We start from the raw sequence: 21,730 nt of genomic DNA, 5'->3' as shown, positions 1-21,730 counted from the left end.
TTATGGCTACGAGGTACGGCGGCCGTCGCCCGCCTGCTGCCCCATGATGTCGGTGCAGCACCTAATGAAGTACCGCACAATGGGATCCGCCTCGGAGGCGTCCGGCCACACCACCGCCACCCGGGTCTGCGCGATGCCGTGCACCGGCCGGAACACCACGCCCGGATAGGGATTGGTGCGGGAGGTGGAGGCGGGCGTGAAACTGACGCCGTATCCGCTGGCGATGGCCCGCAGCCATTCGTCGGTATTGCGGGCGATGGCGCCGATGATGGCGGTGTCCGCGGGACGGGAGTCCAGGCCCATCCAATAGTCACGCCACCAGCCGGTTTCCGCGGGCGAGGCGACATAGGGCTCGTCCCACAGCTCCCGGAAGGCGATATCGTCGCGTTCGGCGAGCGGATGATTGTCCGGCAGTGCGATCCAGCGCGGTTCGGTGAACAGCTCCCGCACGTGATAGCCGTCCTGGCCCGGGAAGGGTAGTCGGAGCAGGGCGACATCCACATCACCCTCGTCCAGTCCGGCGGTGGGGTCGGTCCAGCCGCCCTGGTGGATATCGACCTGCCAGTCCGGATGCAGCCGGTGGAAGACCTGGATGATCTCCGGAATGTGCGCGTCGGCCGCGCTGTTCACGCAGCCCAGCCGCAGCACGCGGGCCGCGCGACTGGCATCGCTCTTGGTATCGCGCAGAATGCGATCCCAGGCGCCCAGCAGTTCGGGCACCTGTGCGGCGAGCACCTTTCCGGCGGCGGTCAGCGTCCAGCCGGCCCGGGAGCGGATGAACAGTTCCACCCCCATCTGCTGTTCCAGCTGTTTGATCTGGGTGGCCAGCGCGGGCTGTGCGACATGCAGGCGCTGCGCCGCCAGCGGAGGGGACTCGGTCTCCGCGACCGCCAGGAAGTAACGCAGCAGTCGCGTGTCGATATCCATCGGTCTCTATTTTGCCCTCCACCGCACTCCGGGCGGGCTCGCGGCCCTGAAGTCCCAGTTGGGACCTTTGCGAGGAGTGCCGTGAAGTGCGGATGTTAGGGCTGATTCACCCGAAAGTCGGGATCGTCACGGTCGGGAGAATCCGGAGGCGCGGACGGAACTCGCGCAAATCCCATTGCAGCACCGACCGGTTGGTTGCGTGCGCGCTAGGGTGAATTTGCCACGAAGTTGCTGTCTGTCAGCACGCTGATTCGGCCACCGAGCGAGGCAGGAGGCGCGTGAACCCGACCGAACCCGAACACCATCAACCGCAGCACCGGCTCGCCCCGGCCCCGCGCCCGATGAGCGGCCGCCTCTACGGAGCGACCCGCCGTGCCGCCGGATCCATGGACCGCTGGCTGCGCCGCGTCAGCGCCAGCCCCCTCGATCTGGCCGCCGAGGACGCGCCCCAGCCCGTGGAGCCGCCCGTCTCCGCGGATCTGCTCGATCTGCTGCGGCATCTCGGCGTCGCGCTCATCTCCTCCGGCGAGACCACCAATCAGGTGCAGCGCATTCTCGACGATATGGCCCGGCGCTACGACGCCGACGAGGTGCACTTCTTCGTGCTGCCCACCGGAATCTTCGTGCGCGTGCACGATTCCCGGGGCACCGCCGTCGATCTGCTCGAGGCCAATGGGGACACGCTGCGGCTGGATCAGATCGCGGCGCTCTACAAGCTGATCGACGAGATCAAGCGCACCGTGCCGCCGCCTGCCCACGCCACGCTCGAACTCGCGAAGATCCTCGACTCACCGCCGCCCACCGCGGTCTGGCTCATGCTGCTGGGCAATGTGGTGCTGACCACGGGCCTGGGCCTGATGCTCAATCCGACGGCCAATGCCCTGCCCGGATATATCGTCATCGGCCTGGTGGTGCAGTTGCTGATCATGCTCGCGGACCGCATGCCGCTGCTGTCGCTGGGCCTGCCGGTGGTCGCCGGCGCCTCGGTCACGCTGCTGGCCTTCGGTTTTCCGCATGCGATCGGCGGCGGCAATCCACAGCAACTGCTGGTGCCGGGCGTCTCCTCACTGCTGCCGGGCGCGACGCTCACCAATGGTTCCATCGAGCTCGCCACCGGATCGATGGTGGCGGGCGCCAGTCGCACCATCTACGGCCTGAACAAACTGATCCTGCTGGCCTTCGGCGTACTCATCGGCCTGCAGGTGCTGGGACCCAATCCCTCGCTCGTCCCGGAGACCATGCACCAATTGGGCTGGTGGGCACCGTTTCTCGGCGTGCTGCTGATCGGCCTCGGACATTCGTGGCGAGCCAGCGCGCCCCCGAAATCGCTGCCCTGGCTACTGGTGGTGCTGTACGCGGCCTTCCTCGCGCAGAAGCTCGGGGTGCAGATCGGCGGCGGACTGCTCGGCTCGTTCCTGGGCGGCATGGTGGCGGTGCCCGCCGCATATCTGGTGCAGCGCAATCGGAATGCGCCGCCCACCCAGGTAGCGTTCCTGCCCGCCTTCTGGATGCTGGTGCCCGGCGGCATCGGTCTCACCGGGGTGTCGGAGCTGGTGACCCAATCCAATGCGAACGGGCTGCACGTACTGGTCACCACCACCCTCACGGTGCTGGCCATCGCCATGGGGGTGCTGGTCGGCTCCGGTCTGGCCACCAAGCGGCCGCCGCAGATCTCGCCGATGGTGGAGCAGTTCCTCGGTCCCGATACCGGGAAGCATTCAGCGAACCATCGCGAGCCCTGAGTCCGGATCGATCAGCCACAACAGCCAGTGCGGCGCGAGCAGGGCCGCGAATTCGTCGTAGCCGGGTGCGTCGGGGTGGTAGCCGTCGACGGCGGCGACCTCACGCATCCAGATCCGATTGTCCCGCAACGGCTGATGCGCACGCAGATACAGGACGCCGGCACTGTCGCACAGCGCCGTGAAGCGGGCGTCGAGATCCAGCAGGCGGTCGTTGTGGTCCTCGTCGACATTCGGCGGCGGTGCGACCACCATTGTCGTCCAGCCGTTTTCCCGGGCCCGGCGCAGGATCGCCGCGAGATTGTCCACCGAATCCCCGGGATCGACGCGCGGACGGCCGTTCTCGTACCGGCTGTCGTTGACGCCGGTGGAGATCACCAGCCGGCAGTCGGCGCCGGCGGGTAGTCGCGGCGTGCACTCGGCTTCCCAGCGGGCCCGGAGCTCGGTGCTGTTCTCGCGGCGAATGCCCAGGTTGTAATAGGTGAGCGGCTGCCCGGCGGCAACGGCGCGGGCCGCCAGACGGCCCGCCCAGCCCAAGCATTTCCGGTCCCCGACCCCCGCTACGAAAGATTCGCCGATAAAGCAGACACGGAGATCGGATACCACAGGTCAATACTCGCACGCAGGGAAAACAGACACGCCGGACGGGGACCGGCGGCGGCGTCGTGCCGCGACCGGCCCGCGACGGGTTACGGTAACCGGCGGATTGGAAAGTCGGCCGAAGGGCCGACCGCCGCAACCCACCCCGAGCCGACCATGGGACCACAGCCGTTCCCACGATCCGAAAGCGCGTATAGGACATGCGAGTCGACGGACGGGATATACCCGTCTCCGGCAGCCTGCTGCAGCCGCGGATCCGGCGGACCAGCGACATTCTGCGCGTCGTGCTGTCCGCGCTACTGACCGCTGTCGTCATTACCGGCTCGCTCATCACGCGGCCGCAGTGGGAGGCCCTGGAACGGTCGGTCTCCGACATCATCGGATTCCTGACGCCGGAACAGTCCAATCTGATCTATGTCGTGTACGGCATCGCGATTCTGGCGCTGCCGCAGGCCATTCTGGTCCGGTTGGTATGGGATCGCCAGTGGAAGCTGCTGGCGGGCTTCCTGTCCGCGGGTCTGATCGCCGTCCTGCTGTTCTCCATCACCGGCACCGGGTTCACCGCGCCGCGCTGGCATCTGTCCGAAGCACAGCAGGTCAATACGTTCCTCTCGCAGTTCCTCGACGATCCGCGCTGGATCGCCATGCTGGCGGCCGGGCTGACGGTGTCGAGCCCGTGGCTGCCGCCGACCTGGCGACGCTGGTGGTGGACGCTGCTGCTGGCGTTTGTGCCCATCCATCTGGTGGTCAGCCTCGTGGTGCCGGCGCGGGCACTGCTCGGCTTGGCGGTCGGCTGGCTGGTGGGTGCGGTCATCGTGCTGGTGGTCGGTACTCCGGCCTTGGAAGTCCCGCTCGACGCGGCCGTGCGAGTGCTGGCGCAGCGCGGTTTCCGGGTGACGGCGTTCAAGGTCGTGCGGCCCGCCGGGCGTGGTCCGCTGGTGCTGTCGGCCGCCACCACCCAGGTCGAACCGGCGCCGCACGAATCGGAGACCGCGGCGAGCGGCGAATCCAGAACCAAGGCAAGCAGATCGAAGACCAAGGCCCGCGAAGCCGTTGCCGCACTGGCCGACCCGCCCGCCGACGGTCCCGCGCAGACGCTGACCGTCGAGCTGTACGGGCAGAATCAACGCAGTCGCAGCGCATTACGGCAACTGCGCCGCTGGCTCACCATCCGCAGCAGCGAATATCCGACCCTGTTCGCCTCCATGCGGCGCGCGGTGGAGCACCGGGCACTCATGGGCATCGCCATCGGTGATCTGGGGCTGGGCAGCAATAAGCCGCTCACGGTGGCGGCGCTGGATCGCAAGTGGATGCTGTACGCGCACACCGTTCCTCGCGGGCGGCCCATGGTCGCCGAGGACGGCGAGCCGATGCTCACCAAGGTGTGGCAGGCGCTCGACACCCTGCACCAGGCACAGATCTCGCACGGTGATCTGCGGGCCGAGGATATTCGAATCGTCGAGGGGCAGGTGCGATTCGGCGGTTTCATGGCCTCCGAATTCGGCGCCTATCAGGTGCGATTCGAATCCGATATCGCGCAGCTGCTGCTGTCCACCGCGGCGCTGTTCGGCACCGAGCCCGCCGTGCGCACCGCCCTCGCGGTCATGGGCAAGCAGCCGGTGCTCAATGCCTCCCGGCGTTTGACCAAAACCGCACTGCCGGAACAGGTTCGCAAGGCGGTGCCCGATGCGGGCGAGCTGATGAAGGCGACCCGCGAGGAGGTGGCGTCGCAGACCGGTCAGGACAAGATCGAGGCCGCGAAAATCACCCGGTTCTCGCGCAATCAGATCATCCAGCTGGTGCTGCTCATCGGCCTGGTCTACGTGGCCTACCCGTATATCAGCGCCTCGCCGACCTTCTTCTCCGAACTGCGCAATGCCAATTGGGCCTGGGCCGCACTGGGACTCACGGTGTCCGCGCTGACCTATATCGGTGCGGCAATGGCACTGTGGGCGTGCGCCTCCGAGGCGGTGAAGTTCAGCAAGCTGCTGCTCATGCAGATCGCGAACACCTTTGCCGCGACCACCACCCCGGCGGGTGTGGGTGGTCTGGCGCTGAGTGTGCGGTTCCTGCAGAAGGGCGGGCTCGGTGCGGTGCGTGCCACCGCGGCGGTCGCGCTGCAGCAGACGGTACAGGTCATCGTGCACCTGGTGCTGCTGGTGTTCTTCAGTGTGGCGGCGGGCGCTTCGACGAATCTGTCGCACTTCGTACCGAGCGCGACGGTGCTGTATTTCGTGGCGGGCGCCCTGCTGGGTCTGCTCGGTGTGACCATGTTCGTGCCGACGGTGCGGCGCTGGATCCGGACCGAGGTGCGGCCGCAGCTCAAGGAGGTCGTCGCACAGCTGGGCGATCTGGCCCGGCGCCCGGCACGGCTGCTGATGATCGTGGGCGGTTCCGCGACAACAACTCTCGGCGGGGCGCTGGCGCTGTGGGCGAGCATCGAGGCGTTCGGCGGCAGTACCGGATTCGTGACGGTCACCATTGTCACCATGATCGGTGGCACGCTCGCCTCCGCCGCGCCGACACCCGGTGGCGTCGGCGCTGTCGAAGCGGCCCTCATCGGTGGTCTGGCGGCCTTCGGCGTCCCCGCCACCATCGCGGTTCCCGCCGTCCTGCTCTACCGGGTCCTGACCTGCTGGCTCCCGGTGTTCTGCGGCTGGCCGATCATGCGCTGGCTCACCGCCAACGACATGATTTGAGGAATTCTCCAACTCTCCGGGGCTTCCCCCCCGGACCCCAGGAGCATTCCCGGGGATTCGCCTCGACCCAGTCCTACTTGCGCAGTTCTACTTTGAGGACCTTGCCGCTGGCGTTGCGGGGGAGTTCGGGGACGATGACGAGGTCCTTGGGGTGCTTGTAGCGGGCCAGGGATTCATTGAGGAACGGGGTGAGTTCCTCGAGGGTGAGGTCGTCGACGCCCTCGACGAGTGCGACCACCGCGACCGGCACCTCGCCCCACTTCTCGTGCGCACGGCCGATGACCGCGGCCTCGTGGATCTTCGGATGGGCGAACAGGACGTTCTCCACCTCGGCGCAGTAGATGTTCTCACCGCCGGAGATGATCATGTCCTTCTTGCGGTCGACCACGTAGATGAAGCCCTCGGGATCCTCCCGGACCAGGTCACCGGAGTGGAACCAGCCGCCGTGGAAGGCTTCCGCGGTGGCCTCGGGCTTGTTCCAGTAGCCCTGCATCATGGTCGGGCCGCGGTAGACGATCTCGCCGACCGTGCCGGGTTCGACATCGTTCATCTCGTCGTCGACCACGCGGGCCTGGATGGTGGGAATGGGCTTACCGACCGAGCCGATCTTGGTCAGCGCGTCCCGGCCTTCGAGAACGCAGGTGATGGGCGACATTTCGGTCTGGCCGAAGACCGCAACGCTGAAGGCGTCCGGGAAGCAGTCGGACATGGCCTGCAGCACCGTATTCGACGCGGGGGCAGCACCCCAGCAGAGGGAGCGCAGGGCCAGCTTGCGCTCCCGGACGGTCGGCTCCTCACAGATGAGCTGCCACTGCACGGGGACACAGAACGCCGTGGTGGCCTGCTCGGCCTCGATGGCGTCCAGGTACTCGGTGGCATTGAACGCGCCCAGGGGATGCAGCACCGTCTTGCCGCCGAGCATGAAATACGGGGTGAGACTGCCCAATCCGGCGATGTGGAAGAGCGGGGAGGTGCAGAAGCCGATGGACTCCGGCGTGATCTCCATGGCCCGGATGCAGGTCAGCGCCTGTGCGTTCAGGTTCGCATGCGACAGCACCGCGCCCTTGGGAGTGCCGGTGGTGCCGGAGGTGTACATGATCAGCGCCGGGGTGTCCTCCGGAATATCCAGTGGCGCATGGGGTTCGCCCGCCTCGGCGAGGAAATCGTCGTAACCGACGGCACTCTCGCTGCTCTGGCCGTTGATGACCACACAGGTCGCCAGGTCCGGGGCCTGCGCCTGCACCGCGGCGGCGAGCGGCTGCAGCAGCGTATCGGTGACGATCGCCTTCGCCCCGGAGTCGCCCACGATATAGGCGACCTCCGGCGGCGTCAGCCGGAAGTTCACCGGCACCGCGATGGCGCCGAGCGCATTGATGCCGATGACCGCCTCGAGGTACTCGGTGTAGTTCAGGGCGAGAAGAAGTACGCGATCGCCGAACCCGACCCCTCGACGGGCCAGCGCGTCGGCGAACCGCTCCGAGCGCTCGTGCAGCCGCAGCCAGGTGGTGTCCACACCCTTGAACCGGAAGGCGACATTCGCCGGTCGCATCGTGGCGTGCGTGGCGATCTGGTTGACCCAGTGATTGCGCCGCGACCGGATGGGCTCGTCGAGTGGCTGGAAACCTGTGGTCATGCTCTAGTCCTTTCGACGTGAGCGGAGGCCCTACGTGGTTACGCGGGCTGCCGCCTCCGGGCCCTGACCGCTCACGTCGGGTACTCCTCTCGCACCGTCATGGGATGGCTCCGGCTGTTCCGGCGGCATCGACGGCTGATCGTTCGCGAGAATACCAACTAACTTTTCAGCGTGACAAGGGTTACAGAGAAGGTTCCGGCACTTTTTTGTCATCGTTTCAATCAGCAGATCAGGGCATGTGAACTGATCTTTGAGGCGGCGTAGACTGCGCCGGGTTATCCCCAGGTTCGAGATGAAACCGATGCCAGAAGTGCAAACTCCCACTCACATCGGGGTTGAACCGCCATATGCAACTATGCGAGTATCAAGCGGTTCGCGAGAGGCTAGAGAGGACAGCGCCGATGCTGCGTACCAGGTTCACCGAGACCTTCGGAGTCGAGCACCCGATCGTGCAGGGCGGCATGATGTGGGTCGGCCGCGCCGAGCTCGCCGCCGCGGTCTCCGAGGCGGGCGGTCTCGGCATCATCACCGCCCTGACCCAGCCGACGCCGGAGGATCTCCTGAAGGAGATCGAGAAGGCGCGCTCACTCACCGACAAGCCCTTCGGCGTGAACGTGACGATCCTGCCGTCGATCAATCCGCCGCCGTACCAGGAGTACATGCAGGCGATCATCGATTCCGGCGTGAAGATCGTCGAGACCGCCGGCTCCAATCCCGAACCCTTCCTGCCGTACTACAAGGCGGCCGGGATCAAGGTGCTGCACAAGTGCACCAGCGTCCGGCACGCCCTGAAGGCTCAGAAGATCGGCGTCGACGGCGTCAGCATCGACGGCTTCGAATGCGCCGGGCATCCCGGTGAGGACGACGTCCCCGGCCTGATCCTGATTCCGGCCGCGACCGCGGCGCTCGATATCCCGGTCATCGCCTCCGGCGGCATCGCCGATGCGCGCGGCCTGGTCGCGGCGCTGGCGCTGGGCGCGGACGGCGTCAATATGGGCACCCGCTTCATGTGCACCCAGGAATCGGCGATCCACCAGACGGTCAAGGAGCAGATCGTCGCCAATTCCGAGCGCGCCACCCAGCTCATCTTCCGCACCATGCACAACACCGCTCGCGTGGCGGACAACGAGATCAGCCGCAAGGTCGTCGAGATCGAGAAGGCCGGCGGCAAGTTCGAGGATGTGCGCGATCTGGTCGCCGGTGCGCGCGGCCGCCGCGTGTTCGAAGAGGGCGATCTGGACGCGGGCATCTGGTCCGCCGGCCAGGTTCAGGGCCTCATCAACGACATCCCGACCTGCGCGGAGCTGGTGTCCCGCATGGTCTCCGAGGCCGAGGCGCTGATCGGCTCGCGCCTGGCGGGCATGCTTGTCTAGGTGACAACAGATTTCGTGCGGACCGGCTTCTGGGGTACCCCCAGAAGCCGGTCCGCACCTCACCGATACCACGCGAATGGGACTTGCGGCGCTCTTGATCGGGCGCTGAAGTGGCGGGGAGGCGGTATGGCCCTTGGCAAATTTGCCTGGGGCTCTTTCCGTTTCGGGTGCCTCGAAGCAGCTGATCCGTCATGCTTCAAGGACACGACGGACGTGTGGCGGAGGTGCCGATATGGCAATCACTCGAATTTATCTCGATGACGACGCCCTGCGTCGGGTAATGGCGATTTCGGGCGTTCACACCGAACAGGACGCGGTGAACCTAGCACTGCGTTTCTTCAGTTCGCATGCGACAGCGGCGGATTACGAACACCCGTTTCACCCGCGGGCAGCCACGGCGTCGTAATCGTGGGAGGCGATGACCTCGATACCGCCGGGGAGCGCGTGTAGGCGCTGAATCGTGCGGAAGGCATCGTCCCGGTCGGCATCGAAGAGTTGGCCGGGCATGGGAGCTTTCTCCCGAATCAGCTTGATCTGCAACGTGTTCCATACGGCGTCACCGGCCAGCAGTACGCGCGTGCCATCGTCCACGGCGAGCAGCACGCCGATACTGCCGGGCGTATGACCGGCGAGATCCACCAGGATGACCGCGCCGTCGCCGAACAGGTCGTGGCTGCGCGGAAAAGTAAGTACCGGCGGACCGTCCAGTTCGATATTGCCGGTGCTGCGATTCCGCAATGGCGCGCGCACGACACCGATCGGCGCCTGCGGGCCGCTCATCGCCCACTCGTATTCGATGGCCGGAATTCGCAATTCCACCGAATCCGGAAGTTCCAGCAGACCGGAGACATGATCCCAGTGCAGATGTGTGGCCAGAACAAAGTCGAGTTGCGCACCGGTGAGATCACGGGCGGCCAAAGCATCATCCAGCCCGAGCACCGGTTTGTCCGGCGAGACGAGCAGCCCGACCGGGAAGGGCAGCCCCGGCAGCACCCGCCGGTGCACATCGGCGCACAGCGCCGGATCGACCAGGAACCGCGCCCGCGGATGTTCGACCAGGAACGCGCCCATGGCCATGGGCAGTTCGCGCAGACTGCGCACACCCTCGGCGACAATGGTGGTGGGCGCGGACATCCGGCCCTGGATCAGCGACCGGAACTTCACGGTATTGCGCGCCGGTGGCAGCTCCGCCGAATGCAGCCCCGCGAGAAATGCGGTATCGGGCTGCCGCGGCCGCACTAGCCTGCCGGGCGTCGCCGCGACGGCCGCACAGCAGCGCGCCAGGGTGGACAGGGCGCCGGGGCGACCCTCGGTCACGGAGGCGTGCTGCCCCTCGTTTGCAGAGTTCTCGCTCACCCGCGTCACGGTATGTCACAAGCTACCTGCGCGAAAGCTCTTCTGGGCGGGGGGAAATCTTGGCAGAATCGCCGGAGGTACTTCGGCGCGGACGACGCCGGACACGGGAGGGATTTCCTGTGCGGGAGAGTACGGCAGCATCCACCGATCGCACACCCCTTCTCCGGGTGTCGATCGTCGGTGTCGCGTACCGCGCGACAGGAACCGCCTTCGACCACGAGTGGTTCGGGATCACCGAACGCGAGGCCGCCGCCATGGACCCGCGCCGGCGAATGAATCTGGAACTGGCGGTCGAGGCGCTCGACGATTCCGGCCTCGGCTGCCTGGCTCGCGGCTCCCGCGCCGCCGTGGTGTTCGGCGGCGCAACGGGATTCGCGGCCGGTCCGACCAATAGTGCGCACCAGCTGTCCCGGGCGCTCGACCTGCACGGCCCCAGCCTCACGGTGGACAGTGACCGCGCCTCCCCGCTGGTGGCCGTCGATACGGCAGTGCGACTGCTGGCCGACAACGCGGTCCCGTTCGTCATCGCCGGTGGTGCGGATCTGACACTGCTGCCGGACCTTTCAGGCCTCACCGTGCCCCCGGACAGCGGCAGGTGCACGGTCCTGGTCCTCCAGCGGACCCTGGACGCAGCACGCACCGGAACCCGCAGCTACGCCGAAATCGCCGGAACGGGCCTGGGTTTCCCCGGATCCGGCGCCACCGACGCCCACATCGCCCTCCGCAACCACCCCACCCCCCACTCCCCCACCTTCCGGGGCGAAGAACCACCGATACTCATCCCGCTCTCCGCCCCCGACCCGGCCGCCCTCCACAGCCTGGCCCAAGACTTGGCACAAATCGTCACCACCTATCCCACCCTCCGCGAATTCGCCACCGCCGTAGCCCGACTCGTCCCCGACGAAGTCCGAGCCGCCCTCCTCGCCCACGACACCACCGACGCGGCAATCCAACTCCGCGCCCTCGCCCAGCACATCGCCGCGGCCATCAGCCCGAGCACGGTGTACAGCGCGAACTACCGCGCCACCACGCCTGCCCCGTCCGACCCCGGCACAGCCGAAGTGGGACACCTTCGACTCGACAACACACCCGGCCCAGGGGAAGCCCGCTGGGCGGACATCACAGCCAATTCGCTCGCGGCCGGCAGGGAGCCGTCGCCGCAGAACGGCTCCGGCACAACGACAGGCGCGGTGCGGCGGCCCGGTGCGGCCTTTGCGACGACTCGCGGCTCCGCTGGAACAGACGCGAGCGTCGCAGTGGCCCAGGGCAATTCATGCGGGGCGGGCGCCGGTGTCGTGCGGCGCTTTGTCGGGTCGGTGGTGTCGGCGGTAGCACGGCCTGCCGGAATCGGTGCGGTGGTGGGGGTTTCGGAGCAGCGGCGGGAGGGTGGGGTGCTGCTGCTGTTTTCGGGTGGGGGTGGGCATGCGCGGATGGGGCGGGGGTTGGCGGGGCGGTATCCGGTGTTCGCGGGGGCGTTGACGGAGGCGGCCGATGCGGTGGCGGAGGCGGGTGGGCCGCGAGTGTGGACCCCGCGCACCGGGTTCGGGCACGGGGAGGCGGGGGAGGATTTCGCGCAGCCGGCGTTGTTCGTGCTGCAGGTGGCATTGGCCGAGTTGCTCGAATCGTGGGGTGTTCGGGCGGATGCTGTTGCGGGGCACGGGGTGGGTGAGATCGCGGCGGCGGCGGTGAGCGGGGCGGTATCGCTGGGCGATGCGGCGCGGATCGTGGTGGCGCGGGGACGGCTGCTGTCGAAGATCGGGGATCACGGTGCGGCAGCGGTTTTGGAGGCGACGCCGGCCGAGGCGCTGCGGCTGCTGGAGCCCATGCGGGCGACCGTCGGGGTGGCCGCGATCGACGGGCCGCGCTCGGTCATCGTTTCGGGGGAACCGCGTTATATCGATGCGCTGGTGCGCCGCGCGCATCGGCGGGCCATCTTCGCGCAGCGCATCAATGCCGAAAGCGCGGTCGCCGGAACGATTGCGGTGCCGCACATACCCCAGGTGCGAGCCGTTGCGCCACAGTTGATTACGGAGCTCGCCGGAATCACGCCGCGGCGGCCGGAATGCGCCGTCTACTCGACGACCCGGCGGGGCGCGGTGATCGGCGGGCAGGCCGACCCAGGCATGGATGCCTTGTACTGGGGCGAGAATGCGGCAGGGCCGGTCGAATTGGGTGCGGCCCTGGAACAGGCTGCCGCCGACGGTTTTTCGACAGTGGTGGAGGTCGGGCCGCATCCGGTACTGGCGGCGATCGTGCGGGAGCAGGCGGCATTTCGGGAGTCCACGTATTCGGTGGCCTCGCGGGCGGATGAGGCCGCGAGTTTTCTGCGGACGATCGCGCGACTGCATCTCGACGGGCGGGCCGTCGACTGGACCGCACTGGGACCGCAGACCGCACCGCCGCCGCAAAGGCGTTGGCGGCGAAAACTTTCGGTCGACGGTGGGGCGGTGCAGCCGCCGGAGGTGCCGATTCGGGCCGAGGGCACGTACGTGGTCTCGGGCGGGCTCGGGAATTCGGGGGCGGTGGCGGTGCGGTGGCTGCTGGACGCGGGTGCGCGCGATGTGGTGGTGCTGACGCGTATGCCGCGCGCACTGCCGCCGCCGCTGGACGGCATGGACGACTGGATCGTGGTGATGCGCTGCGATGCGGCCGATCGGAAGGATCTGGCGACGGCGCTGCACGATATTCGGGAGTGCGGTTCGCCGATTCGCGGGGTGGTGCACGCGGGCCGGGAACCCGATCGTACGGCCGCGGTGAATCTGCTGGAGCTGACCGCGAGCGATCCGACCGACTTCACCATCGGGTTCTCCACCTCCGGCTGGCAGCCGCTGTCCCGCGTGTCGGGTGCGACCGGCCGGTGATGCGGCCATGATGACTGGATGGGCGAACCGATTGTGCAGGTGAAGTGGAAAGACGAACCGGACGAACACGACTATCCGGCAGCAGCCGACTATCTCGAATTGCTGGGCGCGCCGGATGTGGTGCAGACGGTCATCGAGGAATTGCGGTCCGCGAAGGTCGCGCACAAGAAGGCCAAGGACATTCTGCGGGCCTCCGGCCTGGACCTTGTGGACGCGTCCAACCCGTATGTGCGACGTGACCTGGCGAAGATCGCGGCGGGCAAGACCCTCTCCCCTATCCTGCTGGTGCGCGGTGACTTCCGGAAGGGCGTGCCGACGCAGATCGCCGACGGCTATCACCGGGTGTGCGCCATTCACTACACCGATGAGAATATCGAGATCCCGGTGAAAATCGCTGCGCTACCGTGACATTCGGACTTCTCGCACTCATCATCATGCTCGGGCTGGCCGGGCCGGTGCTGGCCTGGCGCTCGCAGTGGCACCTCCCGGTCATCCTCGGTGAGCTGCTGGCCGGAATCCTGTTCGGCACCACCGGTTTCGGGGTACTGAACCCGGCCGATCCGACCTTCACGTTCCTCGCCAATGTCGGATTCGCCGTGGTCATGTTCGTGGCGGGCACGCACGTGCCCATGCGCGATGCGACCATTCGCACGGCCCTGGGCAAGGGTGCGCTGCGCGCCGTGCTGGTCGGCCTGCTCGCGGTGATCGCCGGTCAGGCGGTGGCCGTGATCTTCGATACCGGACACGGAGCGCTCTACGCGGTGCTGATCGCGTCTTCCTCGGCCGCGCTGGTGCTCCCCATCCTCGATTCGCAAGGACTGACCGGGCCGGGTCCTTTCCAAAAACCGGTGCTGGAGTTGACCGCTCAGGTCGCCATCGCCGACGCCGCATGTGTGGTCGCACTGCCACTGGTGATCGATCCCGCCAATGCCGGACGAGCGGCGATCGGCGCGGTGGCGGTCTCCGCGGCCGCGGCCGCGGCGTACTTCGTGCTCCGGTACCTGAGCGCCTCGGGTATCCGGCGGCGCTATCACAAGATCTCCGAGCAGCGGCAGTTCGCGCTGGAGCTGCGGGTGAGCCTGGCCTTGCTGTTCGCGCTGTGCGCCCTGGCCACCAGCACGCACGTATCGGTCATGCTGGCGGGCTTCGCCCTCGGACTCGCGGTCGCCGCCGTCGGTGAACCGCGCCGGGTGGCCAAACAGCTGTTCGCACTCGGCGACGGATTCCTGACGCCGATGTTCTTCGTCTGGCTGGGCGCGCGCCTGAATCTCCGTGAGTTCGACCAGCATCCGTGGCTGATCCTGCTCGGCCTTGCGCTCGGCGGTGCGGCGGTGCTGACCCATATCGCCATGCGGCTCACCGGTCAGCCGATCATCTTCGGCACCATGGCCGCCGCGCAGATCGGGGTGCCGGTCGCCGCGGTGACGGTGGGCACCCAACTGCACGTGCTGAAACCCGGAGAGCCGGCGGCGCTCATGCTGGGCGCGCTCGTCTCGGTCGCGGCAACGGCGGTGGCGGCCAACCGTGCGGCGGTCCGGCAGATCGCGCAGCCGGGACCACCGGACTCGAAGCCGGCCGACAGCGACAGCGACGGGTCGCCCGATCAGAAGAGCAGCCCGGCCGGTTAGGGCTCGCGCCCGAGCAGCCGATCCGTTTCGCGGCGTTCACGTTTGGTGGGGCGGCCGGTGCCGCGATCGCGCTGCGGCAGGGTGGCGACCACCAGCGGGTCGGGCGGGGGCGGGCTCTTGTCGATCAGGCACAGCGCGGCGACGGCCGCGCCGACGCGTTTGGTGAGTAGGCGCTCGACAATGACAATGCGTTCTACTCCGCCGACGCGGACCCGGATCTCATCACCGTGCTTGAGCGAGTGGGCAGCCTTCACCGGCACACCGTTCACCCGCACATGCCCGGCGCGGCAAGCCGTGGCCGCCGCCGACCGGGTCTTGAAAAGACGAACAGCCCATACCCAAGAATCGACTCGGGCCTGGGCTGGTTCGCTCGGTAGAGCAGAGGTCACGCGTTGACGATACGGCTTACGCGCTGATGCGACGCGCGGTGACCACCATATTGGGGCGCAGCGTGGTGTAGGAGACGGGCGTACCGGTCTGCACTGCATTGAGCAGCTTGCCGTCACCGGCGTACATGCCGACGTGGCCGCCGCCGTTGGTGACAACGATATCGCCGGGCTGCAGGTCCTCGAAGGCTACGGGCGCGCCGACGTTGGACTGCTCGAAGCTGGTGCGCGGCAGCTCGACTCCGGCCTGCTTGTAGGCCCACTGAACCAGACCCGAGCAGTCGAAGCTGTACGGGCCGGTGGCACCCCAGGAGTACTGGGCGCCGACCTTGGACTGCGCGGCCTGAAGAGCGATCTGAGCCGGGGCGCTCGGCTGCTTCTGCTGCTGCGGGAACAGCTCCGGCAGCTGGAAGCCATTGGCGCCCGGGGCGGGATTGGCGCCGAGCTGCTGGATGGCAGCGCCCGGGTTCGCCTGAAAGTCCTTGACCGCCTGGTTGAACTGCTGAACCTGCGGTGCAAAATTGTCCGGCACATCGAAGTTCCCGATACCGGGGACGTCAATGGTGGCGGCCGAGGCGGTGATCGCCGGGAACGCGCCGGTTGTCGTTGCTGCCATGGCGCCCATCACAATGGCGCCCTTCACGGAATTCGGTACCCGAGATTCCCGCTGCAAACTATGTCTACCCACCGAGCTCGCATCTCCGATCTTGTGCTGCATCCCGATTCGAGGACGAATATGTTGCTCGACATCGTCTAGCCGGTAACGTCGCGGGCCGCCTCTCCGATGAAGCGACAGACTCCGCTAAGTCACGAAGAGATTACGATGGCCAGCGCCTGTTGTCCACCCCACACGCGGCGCGTGTCGCGACGCACCGCAAAACGCCCGGCGGACACGCGAAATCGCGTACCTGAAAATGGATCACGACTCGATATACCTGATCGACATCAGCGTTACCGAACTGCAAGCCGGATGATCTGCCGGGCTCTCTCAACCGCGCGCCTCGATCGTGCGCTCGAGGTCCTCGATGCGCCGCCGCGCGTCGGCGAGCTCGACCTCCAACTGCCCCAGCGCCATTACCAGCGGCCCGACCGCGAGGTCCGCGACCAACTGCGGATCGTCGTAACCGCGTTCGATGGCCACCAGAATGTTGTTGCGAATACGTGCCGCCACCACCGCCTCGGCGGGTACGTTCCAGGACTCGACCACCTCGGAGACGGTGGACGGGGCTTCCTCCGACATGAACCCTCCTGCCCTGGGCATCAGCGAACCAGTCATAAGCGTAGAGACCCCCGCCCGCACACGCCCGAAATGCACACCAGCCCAATGGTCGTGGGCCCGCCCGATCCCACGCCGAACGAACCCCGGACTACATCCGCCCCAAGGTCGCGGCCCGCCCGGGTCTGGACCGACGGAGCGGGGGAGCGAAGCGGAGGAGGGAAGACCCGGGTAACAGGGCCACGACCCCGCCGCAGCGCAGCGGAGGCAATCGGACAGAGCTACCGTCGTCGCGTGGACCCGGTAAGAAACCCGTACGCCCCTGGCGCCGGCCAGCGGCCGCCCGAACTCGCGGGCCGCGATCGGCAGCTGGACGCCTTCGACATCGTGCTGGAGCGCATTGCCCGCGCCCGCCCGGAACGCAGCGTCATGCTCACCGGTTTACGCGGCGTCGGGAAGACCGTGCTGCTCAATCAACTTCGCTCGGCGGCGCGCACGCGCGGCTGGGGTACCGGCAAACTCGAGGCACGCCCCGATCAGGAGCTGCGCCGGCCGCTCTCCTCGGCGCTGCACATGGCGGTGCGCTCGATCGCTGTGGCACATCGCAATCCGGATCAGGTGGACGATTTCCTCGGCATTCTCAAGGCTTTCGCGCTGCGCTCCACCGCCGACAAGGGCATGCGGGAGCGCTGGAATCCGGGTATCGATGTGCCCGCGGTGACCGGGCGGGCCGACTCCGGCGATATCGAGATCGATCTTGTCGAGCTGTTGATGGAGGCCGCGCAACTCGCCCGCGACGCCGGTGTGGGCATCGCGCTGTTCATCGACGAGTTGCAGGATCTGGGCCCGGCGGACATATCGGCCATCTGCGGGGCCTGCCACGAATTGAGCCAGGACGCCGCGCCTTTGATCGTGGTCGGCGCGGGGCTGCCGCATCTGCCGGCCGTGCTGTCGGCCTCCAAATCGTATTCGGAACGACTGTTCTCGTATCACCGCATCGATCGCCTCGATCGGGAATCCGCCGACCAGGCCCTCATAGCCCCGGCCGGGCGCGAGGATGTGAAGTACACCGAGGCCGCCCTGGACGCGCTCTACGACAAGGCCGACGGCTATCCGTACTTCGTCCAGGCCTACGGCAAGGCCACCTGGGACGCGGCCACCCAGAGCCCGATCACCGAGGAGGATGTGGACGTGGCCGCCCCCACCGCCGAGGAGGAGCTGGCGGTCGGATTCTTCGGCTCCCGGTACGAGCGGGCAACCCCGGCGGAGCGGGAGTACATGCGCGCCATGGCGGATCTGGCCGGAGACGACGGACCGGTCTCCACGGCCGCCGTCGCCCGGGAGCTCGACCGCAAACCGGCCTCGCTCTCCCCTGCTCGCGACGGCCTCATCAAGAAGGGCCTGATCTACTCCGCCGAGCGCGGCACGATCGGTTTCACGGTGCCGCATTTCGGCCGATATCTCCGAGGCGTCCAGTAGAAATCGCGGACGCGTGCAGTAGCGAGACATCAACTGTCCAACCAAGATCATTGTCTGACAAGCGGTTTCGATCTTTGCCAATGACTACCGGTGGGTAACAAAGGCTCCTACACTCGAATGTGATTCCCATCACGTCCGAGGAGGACCACATGGCGACTACCGCGAAAGTCGATGCCACCGAAGAACAGGCCCGGGCACTCGTCGAAGAGTCTCGCGAAACCACCTGGGCCAAACCCTCCTTCGCGAAGGAGATGTTCCTCGGCCGCTTCCGCCTGGACCTCATCCATCCGTTCCCGCAGCCCGGCGCGGCGGATCAGGCCAAGATGGACGCCTATCTGACGCGGCTGCATGCCTTCTGCGAGACCATCGACGGCCAGCGCATCGAGGCCGAGGGCCGCATTCCGGACGAATATGTGCGCGGGCTGGCCGAACTCGGCTGCTTCGGCCTCAAAATTCCGGAGGAGTACGGCGGCGTCGGCCTCACCCAGGTCGGTTACAACCGCGCGCTCATGCTGGTCGGCTCGGCGCACGCCAGCCTCGGCGTACTGCTCTCGGCGCACCAGTCCATCGGCGTCCCCGAACCGCTCAAGCTCGCGGGCACCCCGGAGCAGAAGCGAGAGTTCCTGCCGCGCTGCGCCAAAGGCGCGGTGAGCGCCTTCCTGCTCACCGAACCCGATGTGGGTTCCGATCCGGCGCGCATGGCCTCGACCGCCACCCCCACCGAGGACGGGGAGGCGTACGAGATCAACGGCGTGAAGCTGTGGACCACCAATGGCGTGGTCGCCGAACTGCTCGTGGTGATGGCGCGGGTGCCCAAGAGCGAAGGCCATCGCGGCGGCATCTCCGCCTTCATCGTGGAGGCGGACAGCCCGGGTATCACTGTGGAGCGCCGCAATTCGTTCATGGGCCTGCGCGGCATCGAGAACGGCGTCACCCGCATGTACAACGTGCGGGTGCCCAGACGGAATCTGGTCGGGCGCGAGGGCGACGGGCTCAAGATCGCGCTCACCACCTTGAACGCGGGCCGGCTCGCGATTCCGGCCATGTGCACGGCGGCGGCCAAGTGGTCGCTCAAGATCGCACGGGAGTGGAGCGGCACCCGCGTGCAGTGGGGCCGTCCGGTCGGTGAGCACGGGGCGGTGGCGTCCAAGCTGTCCTTCATCGCCGCAACGACTTTCGCGCTGGAAGCCGTGCTGGACCTGTCGGCCACCATGTGCGACGAGAACCGCAACGATATTCGCATCGAGGCGGCGCTTGCCAAGTTGTGGGCCTCCGAGATGGCCTGTCAGATCGCGGACGAGCTGGTGCAGATCCGCGGCGGGCGCGGTTACGAGACCGCCGCCTCACTGGCCGCGCGCGGCGAACGTGCCGTGGGCGCCGAGCAACTCGTGCGCGATCTGCGCATCAACCGCATCTTCGAGGGCTCCAGCGAGATCATGCGGCTGCTCGTCGCACGCGAGATGGCCGATGCGCATATGGCGGCGGCCGGGGCGCTGGTCGATCGCAATGCCGAACTCAAGGACAAGGCCAAGGCGGCGGTCGGCGCCGGTGGGTTCTATGCCAAGTGGTTCCCGCAGCTCACCGTGGGCAGCGGCACCGCGCCGACGGGCTTCGGCGAATTCGGCCCGCTCGCAAGGCATATGAGGTTCGTGGAGCGGATGTCGCGCAAGCAGGCGCGGGCGCTGATGTACGGAATGGCGCGCTGGCAGGCGAGACTCGAATACAAGCAGGGTTTCCTTGGCCGCATCGTCGATATCGGCGCGGAGCTGTTCGCCATGGCAGCGGCCTGCGTGAAGGCCCAATCCCTGCGCGTGGCAGGCGATCCCGACGGCGTGGCCGCCGAGGAGCTGGCCGATGTGTTCTGCCGGCAGTCCCGCATCCGGGTGCAGCAGTTGTTCGATGCCCTGTGGGACAACACCGATGACGCCGATACCGACGTCAGTCGCGGCATTCTCGACGGCCGCTACCGCTGGCTGGAGGGTGGTGCGCTCGATCCGAGCGAAGGCACGGGGCCGTGGATCTCCGAATGGCAGTTCGGACCCTCGACCGAGCAGAACCTACTGCGCACCTTCCTGCCGTCGACCAAGGCGTCGGCGGCCACGTAGTCGCGCCGGTTCGCCGTCGAGGTGAATCTGCCCCTGTCTAGCTATTCATCTAGACAGGGGCAGATTGCTGTCGGCGACTTCGCATACTTATCTACAGCTATCTAGCAGTATCGCTAGAGATCTGTAGATAGACCGATTGATGTCGATCACCTGCGTCAGTTGGACAACTTGTCCATAACGTCGGGTGTGAAGTGCTAACGCGGCGGCAATTCACATCGACAACCGGGCAAAAGGCGAACTCTTTAGGAGCCGTCATGTCCTTCGTCATCTGCAGCGCCGCCGATAACGACAGCCTTCATCGCACCGTCCCCGCGGACGACGGTGTCCCCATCGCGGTCCACGAGTTCGGCCCGGCCGACGCCCCGCTCACCGTGGTATTCGCACACGGGCACTGTCTGCGCACCGAATCGTGGGCACTGCTGCGGCAGCAGTTGCTGCCACTCTGGGGTGATGCCGTGCACATGGTCTTCTACGACCATCGCGGACACGGGGATTCGGGCATGGCCGATCCGGCGACCTACACCATCGATCAGCTGGCACAGGATCTGGACGCGGTACTGCGGACCGTCGCACCCACGGGTCCGATTGTGCTGGTGGGGCATTCGATGGGCGCTATGACCATCCTGGCCTATGCCCGGCTCCACCCGGGCGCCATCGGCCCCCGCATCGTGGGCGTCGGACTGCTCGCCGGGGCCGCCAACAGCGTCACCCGGGTGGGCCTGGGCCGCCTGCTGAACGGTCCGGCGGTGACCTCGCTGCGGGTCGCGGTACGCCGCGCACCGCGCGCCATGCAGGCGTCGAAGCATTTCACCCGGCATCTCTTCGAGCCGATGCTGCGGGAGGCCGCACTGGGCACGCGCAAGGTGAGCCCGCGCATGCTGGCGGTGGCCACGGCCATGCTCAACGAGACCTCGCTGCTGACCATGGCGAGCTTCCTGGAATCGCTCATGCGGTTCGACGAGATGGCCACCCTGCAGCGGCTGGGCACGATTCCGACGCTGGTGCTGGCCGGCTCGGCGGACGTGGTGATCCCGTTCGCGCATTCGGTGGTGCTGGCCTCCCAGCTGGACGACGCCGAACTGGTGCGCCTGGACGGCGCCGGGCACAGCGTCATCATGGAGCGTGCCGGGGAAGTAGCGGGAGCCATTGCGGCACTGGTGAATCGGGCCGTCGCGGCCCTGTCGGACCCCGATGCGGGCCCGTACGGGCAGGACCCGGATCGCGGTCCGGAGTACGCGATCGCGGGCTGAACGCCCCGCCGGGACAGGCCGCCGACCTGCGCATATATCGACCTGACGAGCGCAATCGGATATCTTCACGTACTGTGTTGTAGATCATAATGTGTGGTCTGTCACACGGCTCGAGGAGGTTTCGATGACACGCAGCGAGATTGCGGAACTCCGCTACGCGGTCGGTCAGCTCCGGCAGTGCGTCGGCGCGTTGCGTTCGCACTACGGTGAGGCCAGTGAGGTCCGCCGGTTGGAGAACGATCTGGAACGGCTCGTCATCGACGCCGATGAATTCGAGCAGGCCCCACCCGCTCAGGTGGCTCGCTCCGGCGAGCCGAACGTCATCTACGTTCCCGACAGCAAGTCGGACGAAGCGGCGTGGATGGGCGCGCAGGACGAGGGCTTGGGCTTCCACTCCCGTCCGCGCACCAAGTAGCGCAAAGCTGGACCTACCCGCTGCGATGACTCGCAGCGGGTACGCGTGTGCGCTGGGACCTCC

At 67.2% G+C, this 21,730-nt stretch carries 18 protein-coding genes; 11 read left to right on the top strand and 7 right to left on the bottom strand.

From position 1 onward, the window contains the following. Positions 1-6 precede the first annotated feature (6 nt). A complete protein-coding gene (locus tag OG716_RS32065) occupies positions 7-927 on the bottom strand; it encodes a LysR family transcriptional regulator (protein ID WP_297614043.1) in 921 nt (306 codons plus the stop codon). Between the two features lie 278 nt (positions 928-1,205). On the opposite strand from OG716_RS32065, the gene OG716_RS32060 reads away from it, so the two are divergent. Next, positions 1,206-2,669 carry a threonine/serine exporter ThrE family protein gene (locus OG716_RS32060; protein WP_405134197.1) on the top strand — a complete coding sequence of 488 codons (1,464 nt, stop codon included), beginning with the start codon at positions 1,206-1,208 and terminating at the stop codon, positions 2,667-2,669. On the opposite strand, the gene OG716_RS32055 is transcribed toward OG716_RS32060, so the two are convergent. Then, the gene (locus OG716_RS32055; protein ID WP_405134196.1) at positions 2,646-3,272 is read right to left on the bottom strand and encodes a GDSL-type esterase/lipase family protein; all 627 of its coding nucleotides are present in this window, start codon (positions 3,270-3,272) and stop codon (positions 2,646-2,648) included. The two genes, OG716_RS32060 and OG716_RS32055, sit on opposite strands and share 24 nt — an antisense overlap. 194 nt (positions 3,273-3,466) lie before the next feature. On the opposite strand from OG716_RS32055, the gene OG716_RS32050 reads away from it, so the two are divergent. Then, entirely contained in the window at positions 3,467-5,965 is a 2,499-nt protein-coding gene (locus OG716_RS32050) for a YbhN family protein (protein WP_405134195.1), read from the top strand. A gap of 73 nt (positions 5,966-6,038) precedes the next feature. On the opposite strand, the gene fadD5 is transcribed toward OG716_RS32050, so the two are convergent. Further along, positions 6,039-7,598, bottom strand: a complete 1,560-nt coding sequence (fadD5, locus tag OG716_RS32045; RefSeq protein ID WP_405134194.1) for a fatty-acid--CoA ligase FadD5 — start codon at positions 7,596-7,598, stop codon at positions 6,039-6,041. 401 nt (positions 7,599-7,999) lie between these two features. Here fadD5 and OG716_RS32040 point away from each other — a divergent pair, with 401 nt between their 5' ends. Together OG716_RS32040 and OG716_RS32035 are read left to right on the top strand one after the other, a co-directional pair. Next, positions 8,000-8,971 carry an NAD(P)H-dependent flavin oxidoreductase gene (locus OG716_RS32040; protein ID WP_405134193.1) on the top strand — a complete coding sequence of 324 codons (972 nt, stop codon included), beginning with the start codon at positions 8,000-8,002 and terminating at the stop codon, positions 8,969-8,971. 232 nt (positions 8,972-9,203) lie between these two features. Further along, positions 9,204-9,377, top strand: a complete 174-nt coding sequence (locus tag OG716_RS32035; protein WP_405134192.1) for a type II toxin-antitoxin system VapB family antitoxin — start codon at positions 9,204-9,206, stop codon at positions 9,375-9,377. Here the strand turns inward: OG716_RS32035 and OG716_RS32030 are convergent. Next, entirely contained in the window at positions 9,350-10,327 is a 978-nt protein-coding gene (locus OG716_RS32030; protein WP_405134191.1) for an MBL fold metallo-hydrolase, read from the bottom strand. The genes OG716_RS32035 and OG716_RS32030 overlap by 28 nt on opposite strands. Before the next feature lie 119 nt (positions 10,328-10,446). Here OG716_RS32030 and OG716_RS32025 point away from each other — a divergent pair, with 119 nt between their 5' ends. The 3 genes from OG716_RS32025 to OG716_RS32015 are packed head-to-tail and all read left to right on the top strand — an operon-like array spanning position 10,447 to position 14,816. Further along, entirely contained in the window at positions 10,447-13,188 is a 2,742-nt protein-coding gene (locus OG716_RS32025; protein ID WP_405134190.1) for an acyltransferase domain-containing protein, read from the top strand. 30 nt (positions 13,189-13,218) lie between these two features. Next, positions 13,219-13,596 (top strand): hypothetical protein, encoded by a 378-nt coding sequence (locus OG716_RS32020; protein WP_355125844.1) that lies wholly within the window; start codon positions 13,219-13,221, stop codon positions 13,594-13,596. A gap of 26 nt (positions 13,597-13,622) precedes the next feature. Further along, on the top strand, positions 13,623-14,816 hold the full coding sequence (locus OG716_RS32015) for a cation:proton antiporter (RefSeq protein WP_405140050.1): 1,194 nt from the start codon (positions 13,623-13,625) through the stop codon (positions 14,814-14,816). Here OG716_RS32015 and OG716_RS32010 read toward each other — a convergent pair. The 3 genes from OG716_RS32010 to OG716_RS32000 form a co-directional block, all read right to left on the bottom strand. Next, positions 14,813-15,205: an RNA-binding S4 domain-containing protein gene (locus tag OG716_RS32010; RefSeq protein WP_405134189.1), complete on the bottom strand. Its 393-nt coding sequence runs from the start codon at positions 15,203-15,205 to the stop codon at positions 14,813-14,815. The two genes, OG716_RS32015 and OG716_RS32010, sit on opposite strands and share 4 nt — an antisense overlap. A gap of 16 nt (positions 15,206-15,221) precedes the next feature. After that, entirely contained in the window at positions 15,222-15,818 is a 597-nt protein-coding gene (locus OG716_RS32005; RefSeq protein ID WP_327142861.1) for an NlpC/P60 family protein, read from the bottom strand. Between the two features lie 372 nt (positions 15,819-16,190). Beyond that, on the bottom strand, positions 16,191-16,442 hold the full coding sequence (locus OG716_RS32000) for a hypothetical protein (protein ID WP_327142862.1): 252 nt from the start codon (positions 16,440-16,442) through the stop codon (positions 16,191-16,193). Between the two features lie 270 nt (positions 16,443-16,712). Here OG716_RS32000 and OG716_RS31995 point away from each other — a divergent pair, with 270 nt between their 5' ends. From OG716_RS31995 to OG716_RS31980, 4 genes are all read left to right on the top strand, one after another. Further along, complete coding sequence (locus tag OG716_RS31995; RefSeq protein ID WP_327142863.1) at positions 16,713-17,897, top strand: AAA family ATPase; 1,185 nt, start codon at positions 16,713-16,715, stop codon at positions 17,895-17,897. 149 nt (positions 17,898-18,046) lie between these two features. Further along, positions 18,047-20,002 (top strand): acyl-CoA dehydrogenase family protein, encoded by a 1,956-nt coding sequence (locus OG716_RS31990; RefSeq protein WP_405134188.1) that lies wholly within the window; start codon positions 18,047-18,049, stop codon positions 20,000-20,002. Between the two features lie 254 nt (positions 20,003-20,256). After that, positions 20,257-21,252, top strand: a complete 996-nt coding sequence (locus OG716_RS31985) for an alpha/beta fold hydrolase (RefSeq protein WP_405134187.1) — start codon at positions 20,257-20,259, stop codon at positions 21,250-21,252. 124 nt (positions 21,253-21,376) lie between these two features. After that, complete coding sequence (locus tag OG716_RS31980) at positions 21,377-21,667, top strand: hypothetical protein (protein WP_327142866.1); 291 nt, start codon at positions 21,377-21,379, stop codon at positions 21,665-21,667. The last annotated feature ends 63 nt before the right edge of the window (positions 21,668-21,730 follow it).

This window comes from Nocardia sp. NBC_01388 (assembly GCF_045040085.1).
In the GTDB taxonomy this organism is placed as follows: domain Bacteria; phylum Actinomycetota; class Actinomycetes; order Mycobacteriales; family Mycobacteriaceae; genus Nocardia.
The sequence above is the reverse complement of the archived record's forward strand: the minus strand, read 5'-3'. Positions and strand labels throughout refer to the sequence as shown.

Bases quoted from the DNA above. Each gene is read 5' to 3' on its own strand.
- OG716_RS32065 (WP_297614043.1), bottom strand. From the start codon at position 927: ATGGATATCGACACGCGACTGCTGCGTTACTTCCTGGCGGTCGCGGAG.
- OG716_RS32050 (WP_405134195.1), top strand. From the start codon at position 3,467: ATGCGAGTCGACGGACGGGATATACCCGTCTCCGGCAGCCTGCTGCAG.
- fadD5 (WP_405134194.1), bottom strand. From the start codon at position 7,598: ATGACCACAGGTTTCCAGCCACTCGACGAGCCCATCCGGTCGCGGCGC.
- OG716_RS32040 (WP_405134193.1), top strand. From the start codon at position 8,000: ATGCTGCGTACCAGGTTCACCGAGACCTTCGGAGTCGAGCACCCGATC.
- OG716_RS32035 (WP_405134192.1), top strand. From the start codon at position 9,204: ATGGCAATCACTCGAATTTATCTCGATGACGACGCCCTGCGTCGGGTA.
- OG716_RS32015 (WP_405140050.1), top strand. From the start codon at position 13,623: ATGCTCGGGCTGGCCGGGCCGGTGCTGGCCTGGCGCTCGCAGTGGCAC.
- OG716_RS32005 (WP_327142861.1), bottom strand. From the start codon at position 15,818: ATGGCAGCAACGACAACCGGCGCGTTCCCGGCGATCACCGCCTCGGCC.
- OG716_RS32000 (WP_327142862.1), bottom strand. From the start codon at position 16,442: ATGTCGGAGGAAGCCCCGTCCACCGTCTCCGAGGTGGTCGAGTCCTGG.
- OG716_RS31990 (WP_405134188.1), top strand. From the start codon at position 18,047: ATGGCGACTACCGCGAAAGTCGATGCCACCGAAGAACAGGCCCGGGCA.
- OG716_RS31985 (WP_405134187.1), top strand. From the start codon at position 20,257: ATGTCCTTCGTCATCTGCAGCGCCGCCGATAACGACAGCCTTCATCGC.
- OG716_RS31980 (WP_327142866.1), top strand. From the start codon at position 21,377: ATGACACGCAGCGAGATTGCGGAACTCCGCTACGCGGTCGGTCAGCTC.